Raw genomic sequence first — 20,766 nt, 5'->3', positions numbered from 1 at the left:
TAGTCAGGAGTGGTCAAGTGTAGTCAGGGATAGTCAGGATTGGCGAGGCATGGTTGGAAGTAGTCAGGTACGGTCAGCATCCCTCAAATATAGTCAGGTGATCACTCCTAGCGAAGTCTGGTGTGGTCAGTACAATCACTAGCCATTTTCTAAAAGAATACCCGACAACACTTCACTTGACTACTTCTAAGCATTCTTGACCACTCCTGACTAAACCTGACAATACTTGACTATCACCTGACTACACTCGACAACACCTGACTACGCTTGACAATACCTGACTACACCTGACAACACCTGGCCAGACCTGAAAACACCTAACATTAAAAGTCATTCAAACAATGGAACCGCTATTCATTCAAAACGAAATTACCATCGATGCACCTGCTCCACGGGTGTGGGATGCGCTTGTGAATCCTGAGCAGACAAAACAGTATATGTTTGGTTGTGAGGCACTTTCCGACTGGAATGTCGGCAGCGAGCTGCTTTGGAAAGGCGAGCACGAAGGAAAAGAGATTATCTGGGTCAAGGGGGAAGTGCTGGAAATCGAGCCGGGAAAGTTTCTCCGCTACACGACCATAGATCCGCATTCCAACATCGACGATATTTCCGAAAATTACCTGCAAGTCACCTACGACCTCATTCCGCAGGGTGAAAAGACGCTTTTGAAAGTGTCGCAGGGCGATTACAGCATCGTTGCCGAAGGAGAGCGGCGTTATCAGGACTCGTACAACAACGGCGAAGGCTGGAATCCGATCCTGGTGGAAATTAAGAAACTCGTCGAGGCCCAGTAGCCGGCCTTTTCACGAAGAAAGGGTTGCCAGATACAGGCAACCCTTTCTTATTCAAGGATTTTGAGATTCTATTTCCCCAACTTCATCTTCACTAGTAGGCTCAGCGGGCGTCTTTTCGTCGATCCTAGATCCCGTATTGACCTCCGGAGCGTCGGTACCCGGCACATCGGGCGTCGGGTTCAACGGACCTGTATCGCGTGGCTTCTCCGGATAACTGGTTGCTGGTGGCTGGTCGTCAGGCATTTCCGCAATGGGAAATACTCCTGTATAATGTTCTTGAAAGTCCATGGTTTTGTTTGTTGTTTTTTGCGACCTGGAAAAAACCATGCCTTACACGGTTAGCGGAACTTGTTCGGGCCATTCTCGCTTCTTCCGTGAAAAGCGTCTTCATCAACCATGGCAGTACTGATTATTCTGATTGTCACATTTTTGGTAAGCCTGGGCATTACCTGGGCCGGTTCGGGCGAACCTGCCTACATTTTAAGCGGGAACATCGCCATGTGTGCAATGCTGCAATTCACGGCGTTGGGGCATTTCAAGTTTCCCGAGGGCATGAAAATGATGATTCCCCCATTTGTTCCTTTCAAAAAAGCGTTGGTTTTGATCACCGGCCTGATGGAAATCGCGGCGGGTGTCGCGCTCCTTTTTCCGGCGACGCGTTATGCGGCAGGCATCTTCCTGATCCTGTTTTTTATCGCATTGCTTCCTGCGAATATTTACGCAGCCAACCGTCACCTCGACTACCAGAAAGGCACCTACGACGGCAAAGGACCGGCCTATTTGTGGTTCCGCATTCCGATGCAGGTCTTTCTGATCGCCTGGGTCTGGTATTTTGCCGTTCAACCGGCAGTGTAATGCTATTTCCGTTCAAGTAGTGCCATGTAGAAGCCGTCGAAACCGTCGCGCGCAGGCGAGGTGCGATGTTCGGAAACAAACTGCCAGTCGGCCTTGTGGCGCTTCGTGAATGCCCGTACCTGCTCCTCCGACTCCGATGGCAGGATGCTGCATGTCGCGTACACCATTTTCCCGCCTTTCTTGACCATTTTCGAGTAGTTTTCCAGGATATCCGCCTGCACTTTGCGGATTTTGTCCAGAAATTCCGGTTTGAGTTTCCATTTGCTGTCGGGGTTTCTCCTTAAAACACCTAGTCCGGAACATGGGACGTCGAGCAGCAGGCGATCGGCGGTACCCGACAGATGGGCAATGGTTTTCTCGGAACTAATGAGCATCGTCGTCAGGTTGGTAACGCCATTTCGTGAAGCCCTCCGTTCCAACTCCTGCAATTTATGGTGCTCGATGTCCATGGAAAGGATAGAGCCGGTATTGCCGAGCAATGCAGCCAGGTGCAGGCTCTTACCACCCGCGCCAGCGCACGCATCGATCACGGACATGCCCGCGTGCACGTCCAGGTAAGGCCCAATGAGCTGCGATCCCGCGTCCTGAACCTCAAAAAAGCCATTTTTGAAGCTATCCAGCCCCGATATGTTCATGCGCTTTTTCAGCAGCAATGCCTCGGGCACGCCGGAGACGGTTTCGGTGATATCGAAGCCGAGTTGCTCCCTCACCGTGGCAATATCCGTTTTCAGCGAATTGACACGTAAAACCACCGGAGCCGTCTTGTTAAGCGCCGCCAGTTCGGCAGCCCATTCCTCCCCGACTTCCGATTCACCGATCTGGTCGATCCAGTCAGGCATCGACTGCGCAATCCTGCGGGTTTTTAGCCCTTCCTGATATCGCTCTCTCACCGATTGCGGGTTCAAACCTTCAAACTCGGGCCATTCTGGCAGGCTTTCCAGTACCTCGTGCCCGCCCAATTGCAAAGGTTTGATGAGCTGCCATGCGCCTGCCAGATGCCAGAAATCCTCACTTTCAGTCGCCTTCTCCACATGGGCAGCGTATTTCACCAGCCGCCACCAGCGCACGATTTCATACACGTTTTCGGCGATGAAAGCACGGTCGCGGGCACCCCATTTTTTATTGGATTTCAGCAATTGCTCAACGACGCGGTCGGCCTGCCGGTTTTTCACGAAAATATCCTGCAATGCCTCAACGGTGGCCGCAACAAGTCCTTTATAGAGTTTCAAAATTTCAGTTTCCAGGTAAAACAAGGAGACAAAATTGGTGAGGGATCGGCTAGAATGCAAATGCATGGCCCGCGGAACTGCAAACCGGGATCAATAGATGTTCTGAGGCAGATTGATCTCAAAATTGGTCCCGACACCCGGTTCCGAAGTAATATTGATCCGCCCGCCCAGGCTATCCACCAGGTGTTTTACCAGCGCCAATCCGAACCCGAAGCCTTGCTCGCCGCCTGTTCCGTCGGTCGACGACGCACTACCCGACAAGATCGCCCGAATGTTTTCTTCACTGATTCCCACGCCCGTGTCGCGCACCGAAATTTGCAGCACTGGTCTCGCCTGGTCGATCAGCAGGTGCAGGTCCACAGCTACTTCGCCGCCCGGCGGCGTGAATTTCATGGAATTGGATATGAGGTTACCCGTAATTTGAAGCAATTTGCTTTTTGAAAAATGGATATTCTCGGTCAATGGGCTCGTTTCCACCCGAAAACGGATGTTTTTGTGCTTGCCTTGTGGTCCGTAGAGCTTTTCGAGCTTGTCCTTGAAGATCATCAGCGTAAAGCCTTGCCCATTCGAAGCCGGCGGCACGTTGGCACCCGTTGCTTTTTCCCTGTGGGAATCCAGTATTTCTTCGGCCAGGTCGAGGATAGAATTGCCGCTTTTGTGAATGAGGTTAATGAATTCGAGAACCTCATCCATCCGGTTATGTTCTCCCTGATCACGGATAATCTGCGCGAGCCCAACGATCCCGCCCAGCGGCCCGCGTATGTCGTGTGCCACCTTTTTCTGTGTCTGCCCCGCTTCCAATAGCCTTGATTTCAGGTTTTCCAGCACCTTATGCGTTTTCAGACGGGCGACTATCTCGTCGGCAATGATTTTCAGCAGTTCTATCTTCTCCGGTTCGAGCGTTTTGCGTTCCTGGTCGAGTACGCACAATGCTCCGATTTGCAAGCCTTCGCTCGTTTTCAGCGGTATGCCATAATAATACTTCACATTGGGTTCGCTGGTCACATATATTTTATCCTTAAAGCGCTCATCCGCGCTCAAATCACCCACTTCAAAATGGTCGGACTCCATAATGGTATACTGGCAGACCGAATCTTCCCGGAGCATTTGCTCTATATCGAAGCCATAATTCGAAATCGTCCATTGGGTAAGTGAGTCGAGCAGGTTGACCAGCGATATTCTGGTGCCCGTAACCTTGGCGGCCAGCTTGGCCAAATCCTGGAATGTGATCTGATGATCCGAATAGTCGATATCCAACTCGGAGAGCGCCAGGAGACGCTCCATTTCATTGGCTGGTACAGGCGCATTGGGAGTACTCATAGATAAATGCAGTTTATATCCAATTCTACAAACATTAATGCAAAAAAGGGAACTAATTCTATAAAAAAACAATGCCGAAAACCGGTTGCGCCCATTGTTGCAGGCAGACAAAATCACCGCCGGATACAAATTTCCGGTCGGAACAACTTTTGCTGTATTCAACCGGAAACCCCGGATAGTGCCCGGCCGGCCAACGAGTGCCACCATGAGCCGGCCCGACGTATCTTGGAATAATTCTGTTTCGTAATTTGAGGAACTGTCGTATATTGTCACACCAACAATCGGAAATAATTGGACTCAACACCGCACGTCAATATAAGCAAGAATACATTAACAGTGTTAAGTACAAAATCTATCATTGTTAAATATAAAATCACTGATAGAAATATTTGATTTTACGGAAATTTGGCATTTTTGATTTTTACAATACTTAACACCGTAAAATTCTAGAAATTTTAAACTTGCATATTTTCAAGGCCTGTAAAACAGAAATAAACAACCCGACGGACGTCATCAGAATGTATAAAATACTTTTTACTATATTTTTTTTCGTGAGTTTCAACCCTGCCGGATCGCAAATTATTGTCGCAGATAAGATCGTTGGCGAGTGGATCAATGAAGAAAAAGATACCCGCATAGAGATTTATAAAAACGGGGAGGAATATTTCGGTCGCCTGCTGTGGTCGGAAGATCTCTTCGAAGCCGACGGAAAAACCTCCCGGAAGGACGTTCGCAATTCCAACGGAAAACTCCGCACCCGGAACCTGCTCCATGTGAACCTGCTAAACAACTTCGTCTTTAGCGAAGACCTTTGGGACGACGGCAAAATGTACGACCCCAAGAGCGGTAAGACCTATAACTGCCTGATCAAGCTACGCAAGGGAAAACTCGAAGTGCGAAGCTACGTGGGCATACCGCTGCTGGGCAGAAGTACCTACTGGGATCGCATTCCCTGACCCCCTACCCTGCCGGCGAACGTTACTATACTCGCAGAAAGGACATTTAAGGCCTCCAAAATGAATACAAACGGGCCTGCCTGTGTTATGCTTCAAATCACGTATTTATCGTATGAAGCATTTCAAACTGGGCATTCTCGATCAATCCGTCGTCAGACACGGGTCAACGGTCAGTGAAGCCATACAGGAAACCATAGCCACAGCAAAACTGGCCGAAGAACTTGGTTACAGCCGTTTCTGGGTTTCCGAGCACCACAATTCCACCTTTATTGCCGGCTCCACCCCGGAAGTCCTCATGGTCAAGCTGGCGGATGTAACGAGCCATATCCGCGTCGGATCGGGCGGGATTATGCTGCCCAACCACAGCGCATTGAAAGTGGCGGAGAACTTCCGCATGCTCGAAACGCTTTACCCAGGCCGCATTGACCTCGGCATGGGCCGTGCACCCGGCACCGACCGCATTACCTCCTCGCTCCTGAACCCATCCAACGATTTCAGCGAAACCAGCTACCTGCGCCAGCTCGAACATTTGCAGCATTTTTTCAGGGATACGGCCGGCACCGAGCGCGGGTTCATCTACGCCACGCCGCAGTCCACCACGATTCCCGAGCAGTGGATTCTTAGTTCCAGCGGCGGCAGCAGTAACATCGCCGCCCGTTTCGGAATGGGCCTGGCCGTAGCCAAGTTCATTAATGGCTTTGTGAAGCCGGATGTAGTAGAAGAATACAAATGCAATTTCCGCCCGTCGGACCAGCTCGAAAAACCCAAAGTGATCATTTCCGCATTCACCTTATGCGCCGAAACGGAAGAAAAGGCCGCCTTGATGCGTAAGATGATGGATTACGTACTGGTGGAGTTCGAACGCGGCAAATTCGGGCCATTCCCCGACCCTGAGATGGTACGCAAATACCAGTTCAATTTCGGCGAGCTGGACCGGATCCGATACAACAGCGGCCGGATCGTTTCCGGCACGCCGGAGTCGGTGAAAGAGCAACTGACAAAACTCGCGGTGGACTTTGAAGCGGACGAGATCATGGTATCGACCATGGCCGATACTTTTGAAAACCGTATCAAATCCTTTCAATTGATTTCGGAAGCATTTAATTTGAGAGAACCGGTTCTTTAAACTTAATTTGTGCCGGACATTCCTTCACCGACACTCATGAACCGTTTCGACCGCATTACAGCTATCCTGATCCAGCTTCAATCTCGTAAAATTGTCAAAGCCCAGGACCTGGCCGAACGCTTCGAGATCAGTTTGCGGACGGTGTACCGTGACATTAATTCGCTCGCGGAAGCGGGCGTACCCATCATAGGCGAGGCAGGCGTGGGCTATTCCATTATGGATGGCTACCGCCTGCCTCCCGTTATGTTCACCAAGGAAGAGGCACGTACATTCATTACCGCTGAGAAGCTAATGGAGAAGTTCACCGATTTTTCGACACAATCGCATTACCAGGCGGCGATGTACAAGATCAAGGCCGTGCTGAGAAGTACCGAAAAATCGATGGTGGAGAACCTCGAAAACCACATTGAAGTACGAAGCAGGCCGCGGGCATTTCACCAGCCCAACAGCAATACGCTCGACATCCTGCTCAATAGTATTTCGGAACGCAAGATTGCCAAAATCCTCTACGTGGCGTTAAGCGCCACCGAACCGGTGGAGCGGGTGATCGAGCCGGTGGGTATTTACCATGAAAACAATTATTGGTATACCATCGCCTTCTGCCACCTCCGTAACGATTACCGCAATTTCCGCTCCGACCGCATCCTGCAATGCGACATTACCGAGCGTCCGTTCCAGCACAAGCATGCCCCGCTGAAAGACTTCATGCACGATAGCTGGGAGAACGACAACATGCGCCTCGTGCGCGTGCGCGTGGACAAACGCGTGGCGCGCTACATTCGCGAGCAGCGCAACTACTACGGCTTCGCCTCCGAAATCGAGCATGACGATTACACAGAAATGACTTTCCTCAGCGCATCGCTCGAAGGCTTCGCCAGGTGGTACATGATGATTGCCCCGGAGGCATGCATTCTCGAACCCGAGGCGCTGAAAACGATCGTAAGACAGCTTTCCGAAAAAATTCTGGAAAATCTGAACCATTGATAAGAGCTGCTGACATAGGGCTGTCATAAGCATCGGTTTTCTTTGTATTGTACTTAAACAAAGAAGATATGTCAGCCACAATTGAAATTCCGACCGCAGAAAAAAGTTTGGCTTATGCGATGAAAAATTTCGCAGATTACAACCACTGGGCTAACTGCACTTTGGTGAACTGGTTGCGTACAAAACCGGCCGAAATCCTCGAAACTGAGCTGAAATCAAGCTTTACGACCATCCGGCTGACACTCATCCATATCCTTGAAACGCAGCGTTACTGGTACTCGATCCTGCATCCGGAGAGCCATTATAGCGGCCAGGATTTCGATGGAGACCTCGACTCGACATTTGATACGCTTATAGCGCAATCTCAGGAGCTTGCGGAATACGTTGAAACCCTCACTGCCGAACAAATCCAGAGCGAGACACTCGTGGAGAGTCCCTGGTTCCAATGCAACTTCCCCAACTTCGAATACATTATGCACGTCGTGAACCATACCACCTATCACCGCGGGCAGATCATCACCATGGGCCGCAACCTGGGTTTCACCGACGCCCCGATGACCGATTACAATTTTTATAATGTCATGGCTAAATAAATTGGCAGCACCGGAAACCCGCAGCGCCCGGTTTTTGTAATGCTGTTTATGAAACACATTCACATACTGGGCATTTCAGGCAGCCTGCGCGCCGACTCCACCAATACCATCATCCTAAAAACCTTGGGAAGCATCCTGCCTTCCGACATCACATTTGAAATTTTCGAAGGCCTGGACGAAATCGCGCATTTCTCTCCGGGCCTTTCTGATGCTGAGCCGGTGACCCGCTTCAAGGCCGCCATTGCCAAAGCCGACGCGGTGGTGATCTGCACGCCGGAATACGCGTTCGGCGTACCGGGCACGCTCAAAAATGCCCTGGACTGGACTGTCGGCACAGGCGACCTGAACGACAAGCCGGTGTCGGCCATCAGTGCCTCTCCGCTCAATTCCGGCGGTAACAATGCCCTGGCGTCGCTATTACTTACCCTGACCGCGCTTGGCACGAAAAAAAATGACGCTTCTGCGCTGTCCATTCCGAACGTCAAAGGGAAAATTACGGAAGGCCGTGTAACAGACGCACATACGCTCAACGAGCTCAGAATACAATGCACTAATCTGCTAGGCTTGATCGGGAGTTAGTGTCTCCTTATCAAAATCCAATTTATTATCCGGCAAGCAAAAGACTATAAATATCATAGAGTAATATCATTTAGTTTGATACATTTGGGTTTTATCCACCTTAAACGTTCTAACCAAATGAAATTTGAGACCTTGCAGCTTCATGCCGGACAACAGCCCGACCCAGTTACCAATTCACGGGCGGTGCCTTTGTACCAAACTACTTCCTACGTGTTTAACAATGCAGAGCATGCCGCTAACCTGTTCGCACTGAAAGAGTTTGGTAACATATACTCCCGCATTATGAACCCGACCAACGACGTTTTCGAGAAACGCGTGGCCGCGTTGGAAGGCGGCGTAGCTGCATTGGCCACCGCTTCGGGGCATTCGGCGCAGTTCCTGGCGATCAACAACATCACGACCGTCGGCGATAACTTCGTAACTACCTCGTTCCTGTACGGCGGTTCTTATAACCAGTTCAAAAATTCCTTCAAAAACATCGGCGTCGAAGCGCGTTTCGCCGATGGCGACGATGTGAGCAGCTTCGAAAAGCTCATCGACGACAAAACCAAGTTCATTTACCTCGAAACAATCGGTAACCCGAGCTATTCCGTACCCGATTTTGAGGCATTCTCGGCACTTGCAACGAAATACGACCTCCCGCTGATCGTCGATAACACATTCGGGGCAGCAGGCGCCATTTTTCAGCCCATTAAGCACGGTGCGCACGTGGTAGTGCAGTCGGCCACGAAATGGATCGGCGGCCATGGTACTTCCATTGGCGGGGTGATTGTCGATGCGGGTACCTACAACTGGGGTAACGGCAAGTTCCCGCAGTTCACAGAGCCTTCGCCGAGCTACCACGGCCTTGTTCTAAACGATGTTTTCGGTATCGGCGGACCATTCGGCAACATCCAGTTCATCATCCGCGCCCGGGTGGAAGGCTTGCGCGACTGGGGCCCATCTCTATCGCCATTCAACGGGTTTCTGTTCCTGCAAGGGCTTGAAACACTGTCGCTGAGGGTGGAACGTATTGCCGAAAACGCCTTGAAACTCGCGCAATGGCTGGAAAAACATCCGAAAGTGGAGAGTGTGAACTACATTGGTCTGGAAGGTAACAAGTACCACCAGCTGGCTAAAAAGTACCTCACACGTGGTTTTGGAGGGGTATTGTCGTTCTCGCTCAAAGGCGACAGGAAGACCGCCGAGCGCTTTGTCGATAACCTGCAACTGATCAGCAACCTGGCCAACGTAGGCGACGCCAAAACGCTGATCATCCACCCGGCATCTACTACGCACTCGCAATTATCCGATGCAGAACAGCTTTCAGCAGGCGTATTACCTACCCAGCTGCGTATTTCCGTAGGTATCGAGCATATCGACGATATCATCGCGGATGTGGAGCAGGCGATTGCTACGCTATAATGATTGAATGACCGAATGATTGAATGACTGAATGATTGAATAAATCGCGTAGCGATGTAATATTGGTAGTAAAAACGTTGAAGAAGGTTAGTCAAAATCCCGTTAGGGATGTAACAACAATGCTGGCGACGTCGCTAACCATTCGTTGTTGTTACATGCCCAATGGCATTTCCCGCAAAAAACAATCTCGCTTTTTGCTACCAATATTACAAGCCTAACGGCATTCCTCATGCAACCGCCTCCATTCAAAACCCATTCAATCATCCAATCATTCAATCATTCGGTCATTCAAAATTCACACCTTCACTCCATAATCCCCTCCAACGCGAACATAAACGCGAACTGCAAGGCGATCTCCTTCAAATAATCGAAGCGTCCCGAAGCGCCGCCGTGGCCGGCTTCCATATTCGTTTTGAGCAGCAGCACATTGTTGTCGGTTTTATGGGTTCGCAGGCGGGCTACCCATTTGGCAGGCTCGAAATACTGCACCTGACTGTCGTGCAAGCCAGTGGTAATGAGCATGTTGGGATATGCTTTTTTCTCCACGTTGTCATACGGGGAATAGGACTTCATATAGTCGTAGGCGTCCTTGTTTTTAGGGTTACCCCATTCATCAAACTCATTGGTTGTCAACGGAATGCTCTCGTCCAGCATGGTCGTTACCACATCCACAAACGGCACGTCGGCAATGATACCGCGCCACAGGTCGGGACGCATGTTGCTGATCGCCCCCATGAGCAAGCCGCCCGCACTGCCGCCTTCTGCGAACAAATGCTCCTTAGAAGTGTAATTTTCCTTAATCAGGTGTTCGGCACAGTCGATGAAATCGTTGAATGTGTTCTTTTTCTTGAACATTTTACCGTCCTCGTACCATTGCCGCCCCATTTCCTGCCCGCCGCGTATGTGTGCGATCGCGTATATGAACCCGCGGTTGAGCAGGCTCAGGCGCGTGCTGCTGAATGCGGCATCCATGCTGTTGCCATAAGAGCCATATGCGTAGAGCAAAAGCGGCGTTTCGGCGCTTTTTGGCGTACCTTTTTTGTACACCACCGAAATAGGTACCTTCACACCGTCGCGTACCGTCGCATACAAGCGTTCCGTCACATATTCCTCCGGATTGTAGCCTCCTACCACTTCCTGGCGCTTTTTCAGCTCCTTGTCGCGCGTTTCCATGTTGTAGTCGTACACCGAGCTCGGCGTGGTGAGCGAAGTGTAGATGTAACGCAGGTTCGAGCTGTTGTATTCCGGGTTCGAGCCGGCATATGCCGTGTAGGCGGGCTCGCCGAAATCCACGTAATGTTCCTTATTGGTATTGATATTGCGGATACGAAGCTGCAAAAGACCGTTTTTACGCTCGGTAATCACCAGATGGTCCTTGAAAACATCGATGCCTTCCAGCAGCACATCCGCGCGGTTGGGGATCACTTCTTTCCAGTTTTCGACACCCGTTTTACCTACCGGCGTTTCCATTAGTCTGAAATTCAGTGCATCCTTATTGGTCACGATCAGGAACTTATCACCCTGATGATCAACGTCATATAACACATCCTTCATCCGCGGCTGGAACACTTCGAACTTGCCTTCCGGCTTGTCGGCATCGAGGATCAGGTATTCCGACGACATGGTAGCCGAGGACGCGATCACAATGTATTTATCCGATTTCGTCTTCCCTACCCCTATATAATTGCTCTTGTCCTTCTCATTGTAAACCACCACGTCCTTTTTCGAATCCGTTCCGAGCGTGTGCCGCTTGATTTTCTCGCTCAGGAGCGTTTTGGGATTGGTGGCTGTGTAAAACAGGGTTTTGTTATCATTTCCCCATTCCGAGCCGCCACTGGCAGGGTAAATCTTGTCGGCAAAATGCTCGCCGGTTTCGAGGTTCTTAATGTAAAGCGTGTATTGCCTTCTGGAAACAGTGTCGACGCCGTAAGCCAGCAGCTTGTTATCCGGACTTACATTGAAACCGACCGCTGAATAATACGGATGCCCCTCCGCCATTTTATCGACGTCGAGCAGGATCTCTTCCGCGGCTTCGAGTGAACCTTTCTTGCGGCAATATTTAAAATACTGCTCCCCTTCCTCACTGCGGGTGTAGTACCAATACCCATTGCTGAACACCGGCACCGACTCGTCCTTCTCCTTGATCCGCCCCTTCATTTCCGAGAACAGTGCTTCCTGGAATTTCGCGGTACCCGCCATCATCGTGTCGGTATAGGCATTCTCGGCTTTCAGGTATTCCACGACTTTGTCGCTATCGGGGCCTTCCCGAAAGAAGTCGCCCATCCAGTAATATTCGTCATTTCGCTTGTCGCCATGCATTCCGGTTTCATGGTCTTTCATTGTTGCTACGGGAGGTGTGGCTCCCGGCCATTGATATGCTTGTTTCACGGGTTTGTTTTGGTTACACGAAAAAATGATAACAGCTAAAAGTAAGAAATTTTTCCTCATATGCAGGATTGGGTTATGGATGGCTGATTTTCAATTATTTACACATTTGATTAATGACCTGGTTAGTTTAATTAGTATAATACTTTTAATATGAATAGATTTTTTATAAGTACATATCTTTCAATTCTTTTCATACTTTTAAAAATACGATAGTACAGTACTTATAAAATGTTAAGTAATTATTTTAAATACTTACCTAATAATACTTTTAATAAGTAAAGTAATAATTTAAACCGTCTATCTTTTGATACTTTTTATATGTTTAGAAAATACTTACAGTATTAAACTTTCGATATGCCTGCATGGTGTGCGGATGAATAAATAGTATCATTCTTTTAAATTGTATAAAACATTTAATTAATACCATTAGTAACTACCTTTCTGTACTTCTCCTGTAAATCCATAAAAAAGCGCCTGCAAACCCCTTCCGTGGCGGTAGTTGCATTATATTTGAGTTTCGATCATAAACTTACCTCATGGAAAAACCCGTTCACAAGCTATTCCTTCTGGACGCTATGGCCTTGATTTACAGGGCGCATTTCGCGTTCATCAAGGCGCCACGCATCACTTCAAAAGGACTGAATACCAGCGCCGTTTTCGGCTTCACCAACACACTGCTCGAAGTACTGCAAAAAGAGAAACCCACCCACATCGGCGTTGCATTTGATACCGCCGCGCCTACCTTCCGCCATGTGCAGTTCGAGGCATATAAAGCCCAGCGCGAGGCACAGCCGGAGGATATTACCGTGGCGATCCCGCTCGTGAAGCGGCTGCTCCGCGGCATGTGCATTCCCATTCTCGAAATGGACGGGTACGAGGCCGACGATATCATCGGTACCATTGCCAAGGAAGCGTCGCGGGAAGGTTTCGAGGTTTTCATGATGACGCCTGATAAGGATTACGGGCAATTGGTCGAACAATACATACACATTTACAAGCCCGCATTCCTCGGCAAAGGCGCCGAAGTGCTCGGGGTTCAGGAAATACTCGACCGCTGGCAAATCCAGCGCATCGACCAGGTCATCGATATTCTCGGTTTGATGGGCGACGCCGTCGACAATATCCCGGGCATTCCGGGCGTGGGCGAAAAAACGGCCCAGAAACTCATCCAGGAGTATGATACGATCGAAAATCTGATCACACACGCCGATGAAATTAAGGGAAAACTCGGAGAAAAAGTACGCGAGAACTTCGATAAGGCCATTCTTAGCAAGCAACTTGCGACGATCGACTGCAAAGTACCTGTGCCATTCGACGCCGAAGACCTGACCGTCTGTGCGCCGAATGCAGAGCTCATCGCAGAACTGTTCGACGAACTGGAATTCAAAACGCTGAAAACCCGCATCCTGGGTGGTTCGGGCGGAACTCCTGCCGGATCCCTCGGAGCTCCCACTCCGGGCGCACGCACAGGCGCTACGCAAGCCCGCAAAGCCGCTTCCAAAGGTCAGCTCGACATTTTCGGCAATCCTACCGAAGAAATCGGCCAGCAGCCCGCAGTCGTCAGCAGTGATCTGGCCGACGGCGAGCTCACCGAAGACACCGAGGGAGTTCGTATTCCGACGTCGAAAAGGACTATCGACAATACTTTCCACCGGTACCACACCGTGGATACGCCCGAGCTCATGACGAGCCTCGCACATTACCTGGGCTTGCAGGAGGCATTTTGCTTCGATACCGAAACCACTTCCCTCGATACGACCGATGCCGAGCTCGTGGGCCTGTCGTTCTCCTACCTTGCCGGTGAGGCTTTTTACATTCCCGTACCGGCCGACCAGGCCAAAGCACAGGAAATTGTGGAGCATTTCCGCGGTGTTTTTGAGAACGAAAACATTGAAAAAATTGGTCAGAACATCAAGTATGACCTCCTTGTACTGAAAAATTACGGCATCGATGTCCGCGGGAAATTGAGCGACACCATGCTCGCGCATTATTTACTGCAACCGGATAAGCGCCACGGAATGGATATCCTGGCCGCTTCCTACCTCAACTACGAACCGGTGTCGATCACCGAACTGATCGGTAAAAAGGGCGGAAAACAGGGCAATATGCGCGATGTGGCGATCCCCGAAATCACGCAGTACGCGGGAGAAGACGCAGATATAACGTTCCAGCTCAACGCGATTTTCAGCAAAGAGCTGCCGAAAGTAAATGCGGCGAAGCTTTTCCATGAAGTGGAAATGCCGCTCACGAAGGTGCTGGCTTCCATGGAAAATACCGGTGTGAGGCTCGACATCAATGCATTAAGGGAAATGTCGGCCGTGCTGGAATCCGATCTACGCCAAACCGAATCGGAGATTTACGAAGCCGCGGGCCAGTCGTTCAATATCAGCTCTCCGAAGCAGCTTGGCGAGATACTGTTCGAGAAAATGAAGCTGATCGAAAAGCCTAAAAAGACTAAAACCGGGCAGTACGCCACAGGCGAAGAGATTCTCTCCGACCTGGAAGCGAACCATCTCATTGCCCGTAAAATACTGGATTACCGCGAGTTGCAGAAACTCAAATCGACCTACGTGGATGCATTACCGACGATGGTAAGCAGCCGCACAGGTCGCATTCACACCTCTTACAACCAGGCAGTTGCCGCAACCGGGCGTTTAAGCTCCACCAACCCGAACCTGCAAAACATCCCGATCCGCACGCCGCGCGGACGTGAGATCCGCAAGGCATTCGTACCCGATTCGGACGACTTCCAGATCCTTTCCGCGGATTATTCGCAGATCGAGCTGCGCATTATGGCGGCGTTTAGCGGCGATGCGAGTATGACGGAGGCCTTCAACCAGGGCCGCGATATTCACGCTACCACCGCCAGCAAGGTGTTTTCGGTGCCGCTGGATGAAGTGACGTCGGATATGCGCCGGAAGTCCAAAATGGTCAATTTCGGTATCATTTACGGCATTTCGGCATTCGGTCTCGCGCAGCGCCTGGGTATCCCGCGCGGGGAAGCGAGCGAAATCATCCGCGCCTATTTCGAGGAATTCCCGGCCGTGAAGGGCTATATGGATAAGGTCGTGAACGATGCCCGCGAGCGTGAATATGTGGAGACTATCCTCGGCCGCCGCCGGTACCTGCCCGATATCAATTCCCGCAACCAGACCAATCGCGGCTATGCCGAACGAAACGCGATCAACGCCCCGATCCAGGGCTCTGCGGCCGATATGATCAAGGTTGCGATGATCAACATCCACGATTTCATGGCGCAGGAAAAGCTCAAATCCCGCATGATCCTGCAAGTGCATGACGAATTGGTCTTCGACGCGCATTATAGCGAAATCGATTTACTGAAAGAGAAAGTGGACGAACTAATGCGCAATGCAATACCAATGGCCGTGAGAATGGAGACGGGAATTGGAGTTGGCGCCAACTGGCTGGAAGCGCATTGATTTTTGGGAGGAACGGAGGAAGGAGGAAAGGGAGGATGGAGGAAAGGGAGGATGGAGAAAAAGAAACCATAAAAAACTCTGAAGGGGAAGAAAGAGCGGATTAAATCCCCCTTTCCTCCCCTTTCTCCCTTTCCTCCCTTTCCTCCTTATTTCGCCACCCAAGTCCTAGTATTCAAATCATCCGTACCCTGGCGTTTCACCGCTTCTTCACGGTTGGCGCCGTTCAGTGATTGTTCCGACAATGGGTAAATGAAGCGCACCGGTACGCGGTTCTGGTTCAGGTTATCAGGGCCTGGTTTGATCTCCGGCATGCCTGTGCGGCGCCAGTCGAACCATGCTTCGAGGCCGTTGAAATAGTAAGCAATCCATTTTTGCAGGGCAATTTTGCCCAGTTTCTCTGCGCTCGTACCGGTATAAGCCACAGCAGGTTGTGTGAAATAAGACGCATCCGGTGTTACATTAATGCCGTACGACGACGGTACCACGCTTTTCCAGTAATCGAAATTGCTCTGGATGCCTTTGGTATAATAACCCTCCGCGGTACCCGTGGTAATCCAGCCCTTTTCACGCGCTTCGGCGAGGATAAACTGCAACTCCGAGTAGTTCATGATGATTCCGCGCGGTGCTGCGGGATCCGGCGGCGCCTGGCCGGGATCGTTGCACACAAGGCATGCGAATGTATACCCCACGCGCGAAACGCCCTGTGGACCACCGTTGTAGTTCAATGCAGGCACATCTCCGAGGCCATTGGGTACCCCCTCAATCACCGGTTTCCCTGCCGTTACCGACGATTGCGACGGGCGACCGAAAACCATCAGACGCGGGTCCTTCAATGCGGTAAGGCGGTCGCTGAGCGTCTTGCTCACCCGAAACTCGTCGAACGAACCTACACGTGCTCCGTAGAGCGTCCACTGGTTCGGGGCGGCGGCCAGGTATTTCAGTTCCGCATTGTCCTGGATTCCCTCGAATACCGGGTTTTTCGACGGATCAGCGAGGATCGCCTGCATATCGGCTTTCACGTCCTTCTGCTTTGAGATACGCATCAGGTAGCGCAGTCGAAGCGAGTTCGCGAGTTTCCGCCATTTAATCAGCGAACCTGTACCACCTCCGAATAGAATATCGCCTGAAACCGCCGTTGAGCTGTTTGCGAGGATATCGTTGGCGGCTTTGAGATCGGCCAGCACTCCGGCATAAACGCTCTCCTGTGTGTCGTATTTGGGCAAATAAACACCGTCCGTCTTGCCTTTGGTCGCCTCGGTGTAAGGAATATCGCCGTAAGCATCGGTTGCGAGGGCAAACATCCACGATTTCAGAATGAGCGCGATGCCCTTGTAGGCATTGGCGTCGTCGGTACCGACCCGGTCGAGGATGTTTTTAACATTGCGCATATTGCCGTACACGTTGTCCCAGATGCTGTTTTGCTGGCCCCACAGGTAGCGGTCCTCGTTCACGAACTGGATTTTGGCGTGGTGCTGCACCACGATGTTCCCGATGCCCCAGGCATCGTTCACCTGGCTGTTCACCATGTTCCGGATCACGCCGGCCAGGAGCAGGTCGGGCGTGACGTCGTTGGGAACATTGTTGTTGGTATTTACTTCCTCAAAGTCGTTGGTACATGCCCCCGCCGACAAGGTCAGCGCTGCCATGATGTATATCGGAATAAGCTTTTTCATTGTTTTCCAATTGAAATTTTACAGTTTGAAACTAACATTGAAACCATAGCTGCGGCTGGAAGGGATCGACATGTATTCGATACCCGGCAATGCAGTTCCGCCGTTGTAGGCCATTGTTTCGGGATCCACGTGGGGTACTTTCGACCACAATGCAAGGTTGCGCGCCACGAATGAAACCGTGATGTTTTTGAGCGGTGAATTGCCTAGCAGGCGGTTCGGGATCGAATAGCCCAGCTGCACTTCGCGCAATTTCACGAACGAGGCGTCATACATCACCCCTTCGGCAATATTGCGGCCGCCGGTGAAGGCAGTGTGCCACGCGCGGGCAGTCAGTTTCACATCGTTTTTGCTGAAAGAACCATCTGCATTCTGCACCACGCCGTCGCCGATCACCCCGTTGCCGGGTTTGCTCAGGTCATAGCCGTCTGCACGGCCTTCGAGCGTTTCTTTAATGATACCGCCTTCACGGCCAACTACTTGTGTTTCAGAGAAAATCTTACCTCCGTGGCGAACGTCAAACAAGAAGCTGAATTTCACATTCTTGTAATTGAACTGATTGGAAATACCTGCAAGCCAGTCGGGATTGTAGTTACCCATTTTCTGAACGTTGGTAGTGGGCACCGGGCGACCATCTTTGTAAACGATCTGTCCGACGTTCTGGCCGGTTGCGTCGTAATACGGCAACGAAGCGCTGGTGTTTTGTACACGCGCAAACGCGATCCCGTACATATCGCCCATGCGCTCGTTCACGCGTGCCTCGATGCTCACGCCCTTACTCGCCATCACGAAGTTGGTAATGCCGTCGGACAATTCGAGCACTTTGCTGCGGTTAGCCGAGAAGTTAATGCCGATATTCCATTTGAAATCATTGATTTCGACCGGAGTAACGTTCAACATTGTTTCAAAACCCCAGTTTTTGATCTCGCCCGCATTGAAGAAACGGCCATTGTAGCCCGTCGTTTGCGAAAGTGGTATTTGCAGGATCTGGTTTTTGGTTTTGCTTTGATAGTAGGTAAAATCCAGACCGACCCTATTCTTGAAAAAACGCAGGTCTGCACCGATTTCATAAGCAGTACTGATCTCCGGTTTCAGGTTCAGGTTGGCCAAACGATCTGTTTCACCGTAAATCTGCGAGCTTCCGAAAGGGGTGCTCGGGTTGAATGCCTGAGTAAATGTAAAGGGATCGGTATCATTACCTACCTGCGCGAAGCTGGCGCGGGCTTTGGCAAAAGAAATCACTTCCGGAAGCTTCACCATATCGCTCACTACGGCACTCAAAGCTACCGACGGATAGAAATACGAGTTGTTTTCGGTTCCGAACGCTTTCAACGCCGTAGGGAGCGTCAATGCGCTACTCCAGTCGTTACGCGCTGTGATGTCGAGGAACAGGTAATTGCGGAATGACACCGATGCCGAACCATACAAGCTGTTGATCCGCTTGCCCACCTTGCTTTGCGACGCCACCAGCGCGATGCGCGAGTTGGTAAGGTTGTAAATGCCCGGCAAGTTCAGCTGGCCTGCATTCTCCTCGTCATAAATCGAGCTCTGGCGGTTCTGGTTGCCGCCGAACGTCGCTGATACATTGAAATCCTTGTTAATATCTTTGTTGAACGACAACAGGAAGTCGGTGTTACGCTCCTCCGTATTCACTTTCACCTCGCGGTACTGTCCGAACGGGAAACGCTGCGTACTGAATGCGCGGCGATATTCGCGGCGCTCGTTGCCCCAGTCGGTGGCGGTGCGCACTTGCAGGCTCAGCCAGTCGGTGAAATCATATTTCAGGATTACGTTACCGATAATGCGGTTCACATCCTGTCCGTTGGTGTTTTCGTAAACCGTCAGGTACGGGTTGTCGTGGTAGTTGTAGTTCCATCCAAACTGGCGCCTGCCTTCCAGCCCGTTCATCCATAAACGTTCCATATCCGAAACCTTCACCGAGCGCGGCAGCCAGCAGTTGAATAGGTACATAATGCTCTCGGTACCGTAGCTGATCGACGGGCGGTTGCCGCTTGCGCTTTTGATGTAGCTCACGAATGTCTTCGCCGAAAACTTCTTCGTCAGGTTGTAACCCGCACTCAATGAGACAGTATGGCGTTTCAGATCCGTATTAGGTACGATACCCGTCTGGTCGAGATTGGTATACGACAAGCGGAAGCTGCCCTGGTCGTTGTTCCCGATCAGCGCGATATTGTTAGTCAGCGTACGACCGGTGCGGAGGAAGTTTTTCAATCCGTCTACGTCTGGTAACCAGGGAGTTGGAGTAATCACGCTTCCGGCAGGCGCATTCAGGTCACCGCCGAGGAAAGGAATTACCTGGCCGTTCAGCGTGCGCGGCGAGTTGTATTGCGGGTAGCTCTGGCCTTTGAATTCCGGTCCCCAGCCTTCGTCGGTACCATCCGTAAGACCGCCACCGGCTCCGTTCACAAATGCGAAATCGCCTCCGTTACCGTTGCCCTGGCCGTATTTGTTTTGATACTCAGGCAGTTTCAATGCGCGCTCGAAAGTAGTGTTGCTGTTTACTTCCACGCCGATACCCTTGTTGCCTTTGCCTGATTTGGTGGTGATGAGGATCACCCCGTTGGCAGCCCGCGAACCATAGAGCGCCGCGGCCGCTGGTCCTTTCAGTACGCTCATCGTTTCCACGTCGTCGGGATTAATGAAGCTCGCTCCATTCCCGAAATCGACTTCGAGGTTACCCTGGCCCGAACCGCCCGTGATGGAGTTGCTGATAGGCACCCCGTCGATCACGTACAGCGGCTGGTTTTTATTCAAATCCACAGACCGCTCACCCCGGATCGTCACGCGGGCGGAGCCGCCGATACCCGAAGGGCTCCCCACGACTGTTACACCGGCTACTTTACCGGCCAACTGGTTCACGATGTTGGTCTCACGTGCCGTCACAATGCTTTCGCCTTTCAGCTCCTGCACGGCGTAACCGAGCTTACGGACGTCTTTTTTGATACCCAAAGCCGTTACAACTACTTCCTGCAACTGCTTTTGATCGGCGTAAAGCGTCACATCCGCCACGGCGCGGCCGCCGACAGTCAGCTCATGCGAAACATAGCCCAGGAACGAAAACGTCAGCACTGCGCTGCTGCTTTTTACGGTGATCTGGTACTTCCCGTTCGAATCGGTGACCGTACCGTTGTTGGTCCCTTTTTCGATCACACTCACACCGGCGAGAGGCAGCTTGTCATCGTCGGAAGTTACCTGCCCGGTAACCACCGACTGGGCGACGCCTGCGTGGCAGTAGAGCAGCCCCGAGAGCATAAGCCCGGTGTACGCGCTTCTTCTGAAAATACTCAGCCGGAAGCATAAGTAGAATTTTTTGATCATGAGCACTTAGGTTGTTATAGGTGAGAAAAGAATGCAAGAGGCAAAATCCGCCTTGGAAAACGCAAAAATCCGCTTAAATACAATCCGTT

The 20,766-nt window shown here is 51.1% G+C and carries 15 protein-coding genes; 9 read left to right on the top strand and 6 right to left on the bottom strand.

Going from position 1 to position 20,766, the window contains the following annotated elements; all coding sequences use genetic code 11:
* Positions 1-341 precede the first annotated feature (341 nt).
* The gene (locus J2Y43_RS14930) at positions 342-794 is read left to right on the top strand and encodes an SRPBCC domain-containing protein (RefSeq protein WP_309983931.1); all 453 of its coding nucleotides are present in this window, start codon (positions 342-344) and stop codon (positions 792-794) included.
* 51 nt (positions 795-845) lie between these two features.
* Here J2Y43_RS14930 and J2Y43_RS14925 read toward each other — a convergent pair whose 3' ends face one another.
* Positions 846-1,082: a hypothetical protein gene (locus tag J2Y43_RS14925; protein ID WP_309983929.1), complete on the bottom strand. Its 237-nt coding sequence runs from the start codon at positions 1,080-1,082 to the stop codon at positions 846-848.
* Between the two features lie 108 nt (positions 1,083-1,190).
* Here J2Y43_RS14925 and J2Y43_RS14920 point away from each other — a divergent pair, with 108 nt between their 5' ends.
* A complete protein-coding gene (locus J2Y43_RS14920) occupies positions 1,191-1,649 on the top strand; it encodes a hypothetical protein (protein WP_309983927.1) in 459 nt (152 codons plus the stop codon).
* Positions 1,650-1,651: 2 nt separating this feature from the next.
* Here J2Y43_RS14920 and J2Y43_RS14915 read toward each other — a convergent pair whose 3' ends face one another.
* Positions 1,652-2,878, bottom strand: coding sequence for a methyltransferase domain-containing protein (locus J2Y43_RS14915; protein WP_309983925.1), 1,227 nt, complete (start codon positions 2,876-2,878; stop codon positions 1,652-1,654).
* 90 nt (positions 2,879-2,968) lie between these two features.
* On the bottom strand, positions 2,969-4,198 hold the full coding sequence (locus J2Y43_RS14910; protein WP_309983923.1) for a GAF domain-containing sensor histidine kinase: 1,230 nt from the start codon (positions 4,196-4,198) through the stop codon (positions 2,969-2,971).
* A gap of 551 nt (positions 4,199-4,749) precedes the next feature.
* On the opposite strand from J2Y43_RS14910, the gene J2Y43_RS14905 reads away from it, so the two are divergent.
* The 6 genes from J2Y43_RS14905 to J2Y43_RS14880 all read left to right on the top strand — a co-directional run bounded on the left by J2Y43_RS14905 (position 4,750) and on the right by J2Y43_RS14880 (position 9,840).
* Entirely contained in the window at positions 4,750-5,154 is a 405-nt protein-coding gene (locus J2Y43_RS14905; protein ID WP_309983920.1) for a DUF2147 domain-containing protein, read from the top strand.
* Positions 5,155-5,266: 112 nt separating this feature from the next.
* A complete protein-coding gene (locus J2Y43_RS14900; RefSeq protein ID WP_309983918.1) occupies positions 5,267-6,280 on the top strand; it encodes an LLM class flavin-dependent oxidoreductase in 1,014 nt (337 codons plus the stop codon).
* Positions 6,281-6,316: 36 nt separating this feature from the next.
* Positions 6,317-7,264 carry a YafY family protein gene (locus J2Y43_RS14895; RefSeq protein ID WP_309983916.1) on the top strand — a complete coding sequence of 316 codons (948 nt, stop codon included), beginning with the start codon at positions 6,317-6,319 and terminating at the stop codon, positions 7,262-7,264.
* Positions 7,265-7,332: 68 nt separating this feature from the next.
* A complete protein-coding gene (locus J2Y43_RS14890) occupies positions 7,333-7,857 on the top strand; it encodes a DinB family protein (RefSeq protein WP_309983913.1) in 525 nt (174 codons plus the stop codon).
* A gap of 48 nt (positions 7,858-7,905) precedes the next feature.
* Positions 7,906-8,436 (top strand): NAD(P)H-dependent oxidoreductase, encoded by a 531-nt coding sequence (locus J2Y43_RS14885; RefSeq protein WP_309983911.1) that lies wholly within the window; start codon positions 7,906-7,908, stop codon positions 8,434-8,436.
* A 117-nt stretch (positions 8,437-8,553) separates the two neighbouring features.
* Complete coding sequence (locus tag J2Y43_RS14880) at positions 8,554-9,840, top strand: O-acetylhomoserine aminocarboxypropyltransferase/cysteine synthase (RefSeq protein WP_309983909.1); 1,287 nt, start codon at positions 8,554-8,556, stop codon at positions 9,838-9,840.
* Positions 9,841-10,143: 303 nt separating this feature from the next.
* Here the strand turns inward: J2Y43_RS14880 and J2Y43_RS14875 are convergent, their stop codons facing one another.
* Complete coding sequence (locus J2Y43_RS14875; RefSeq protein ID WP_309984273.1) at positions 10,144-12,180, bottom strand: S9 family peptidase; 2,037 nt, start codon at positions 12,178-12,180, stop codon at positions 10,144-10,146.
* A gap of 584 nt (positions 12,181-12,764) precedes the next feature.
* On the opposite strand from J2Y43_RS14875, the gene polA reads away from it, so the two are divergent.
* Positions 12,765-15,668 carry a DNA polymerase I gene (polA, locus tag J2Y43_RS14870; protein WP_309983907.1) on the top strand — a complete coding sequence of 968 codons (2,904 nt, stop codon included), beginning with the start codon at positions 12,765-12,767 and terminating at the stop codon, positions 15,666-15,668.
* A 146-nt stretch (positions 15,669-15,814) separates the two neighbouring features.
* Here the strand turns inward: polA and J2Y43_RS14865 are convergent, their stop codons facing one another.
* Both J2Y43_RS14865 and J2Y43_RS14860 read right to left on the bottom strand, forming a co-directional pair.
* Complete coding sequence (locus J2Y43_RS14865; protein ID WP_309983905.1) at positions 15,815-17,341, bottom strand: SusD/RagB family nutrient-binding outer membrane lipoprotein; 1,527 nt, start codon at positions 17,339-17,341, stop codon at positions 15,815-15,817.
* An 18-nt stretch (positions 17,342-17,359) separates the two neighbouring features.
* Positions 17,360-20,677 carry a SusC/RagA family TonB-linked outer membrane protein gene (locus J2Y43_RS14860; protein WP_309983903.1) on the bottom strand — a complete coding sequence of 1,106 codons (3,318 nt, stop codon included), beginning with the start codon at positions 20,675-20,677 and terminating at the stop codon, positions 17,360-17,362.
* Between the last annotated feature and the right edge of the window lie 89 nt (positions 20,678-20,766).

It is taken from the genome of Dyadobacter sp. BE31 (genome assembly GCF_031457695.1).
In the GTDB taxonomy this organism is placed as follows: Bacteria; Bacteroidota; Bacteroidia; order Cytophagales; family Spirosomataceae; genus Dyadobacter.
Note: the sequence above shows the minus strand (reverse complement) of the source record. Positions and strands in the feature narration are given on the sequence as shown.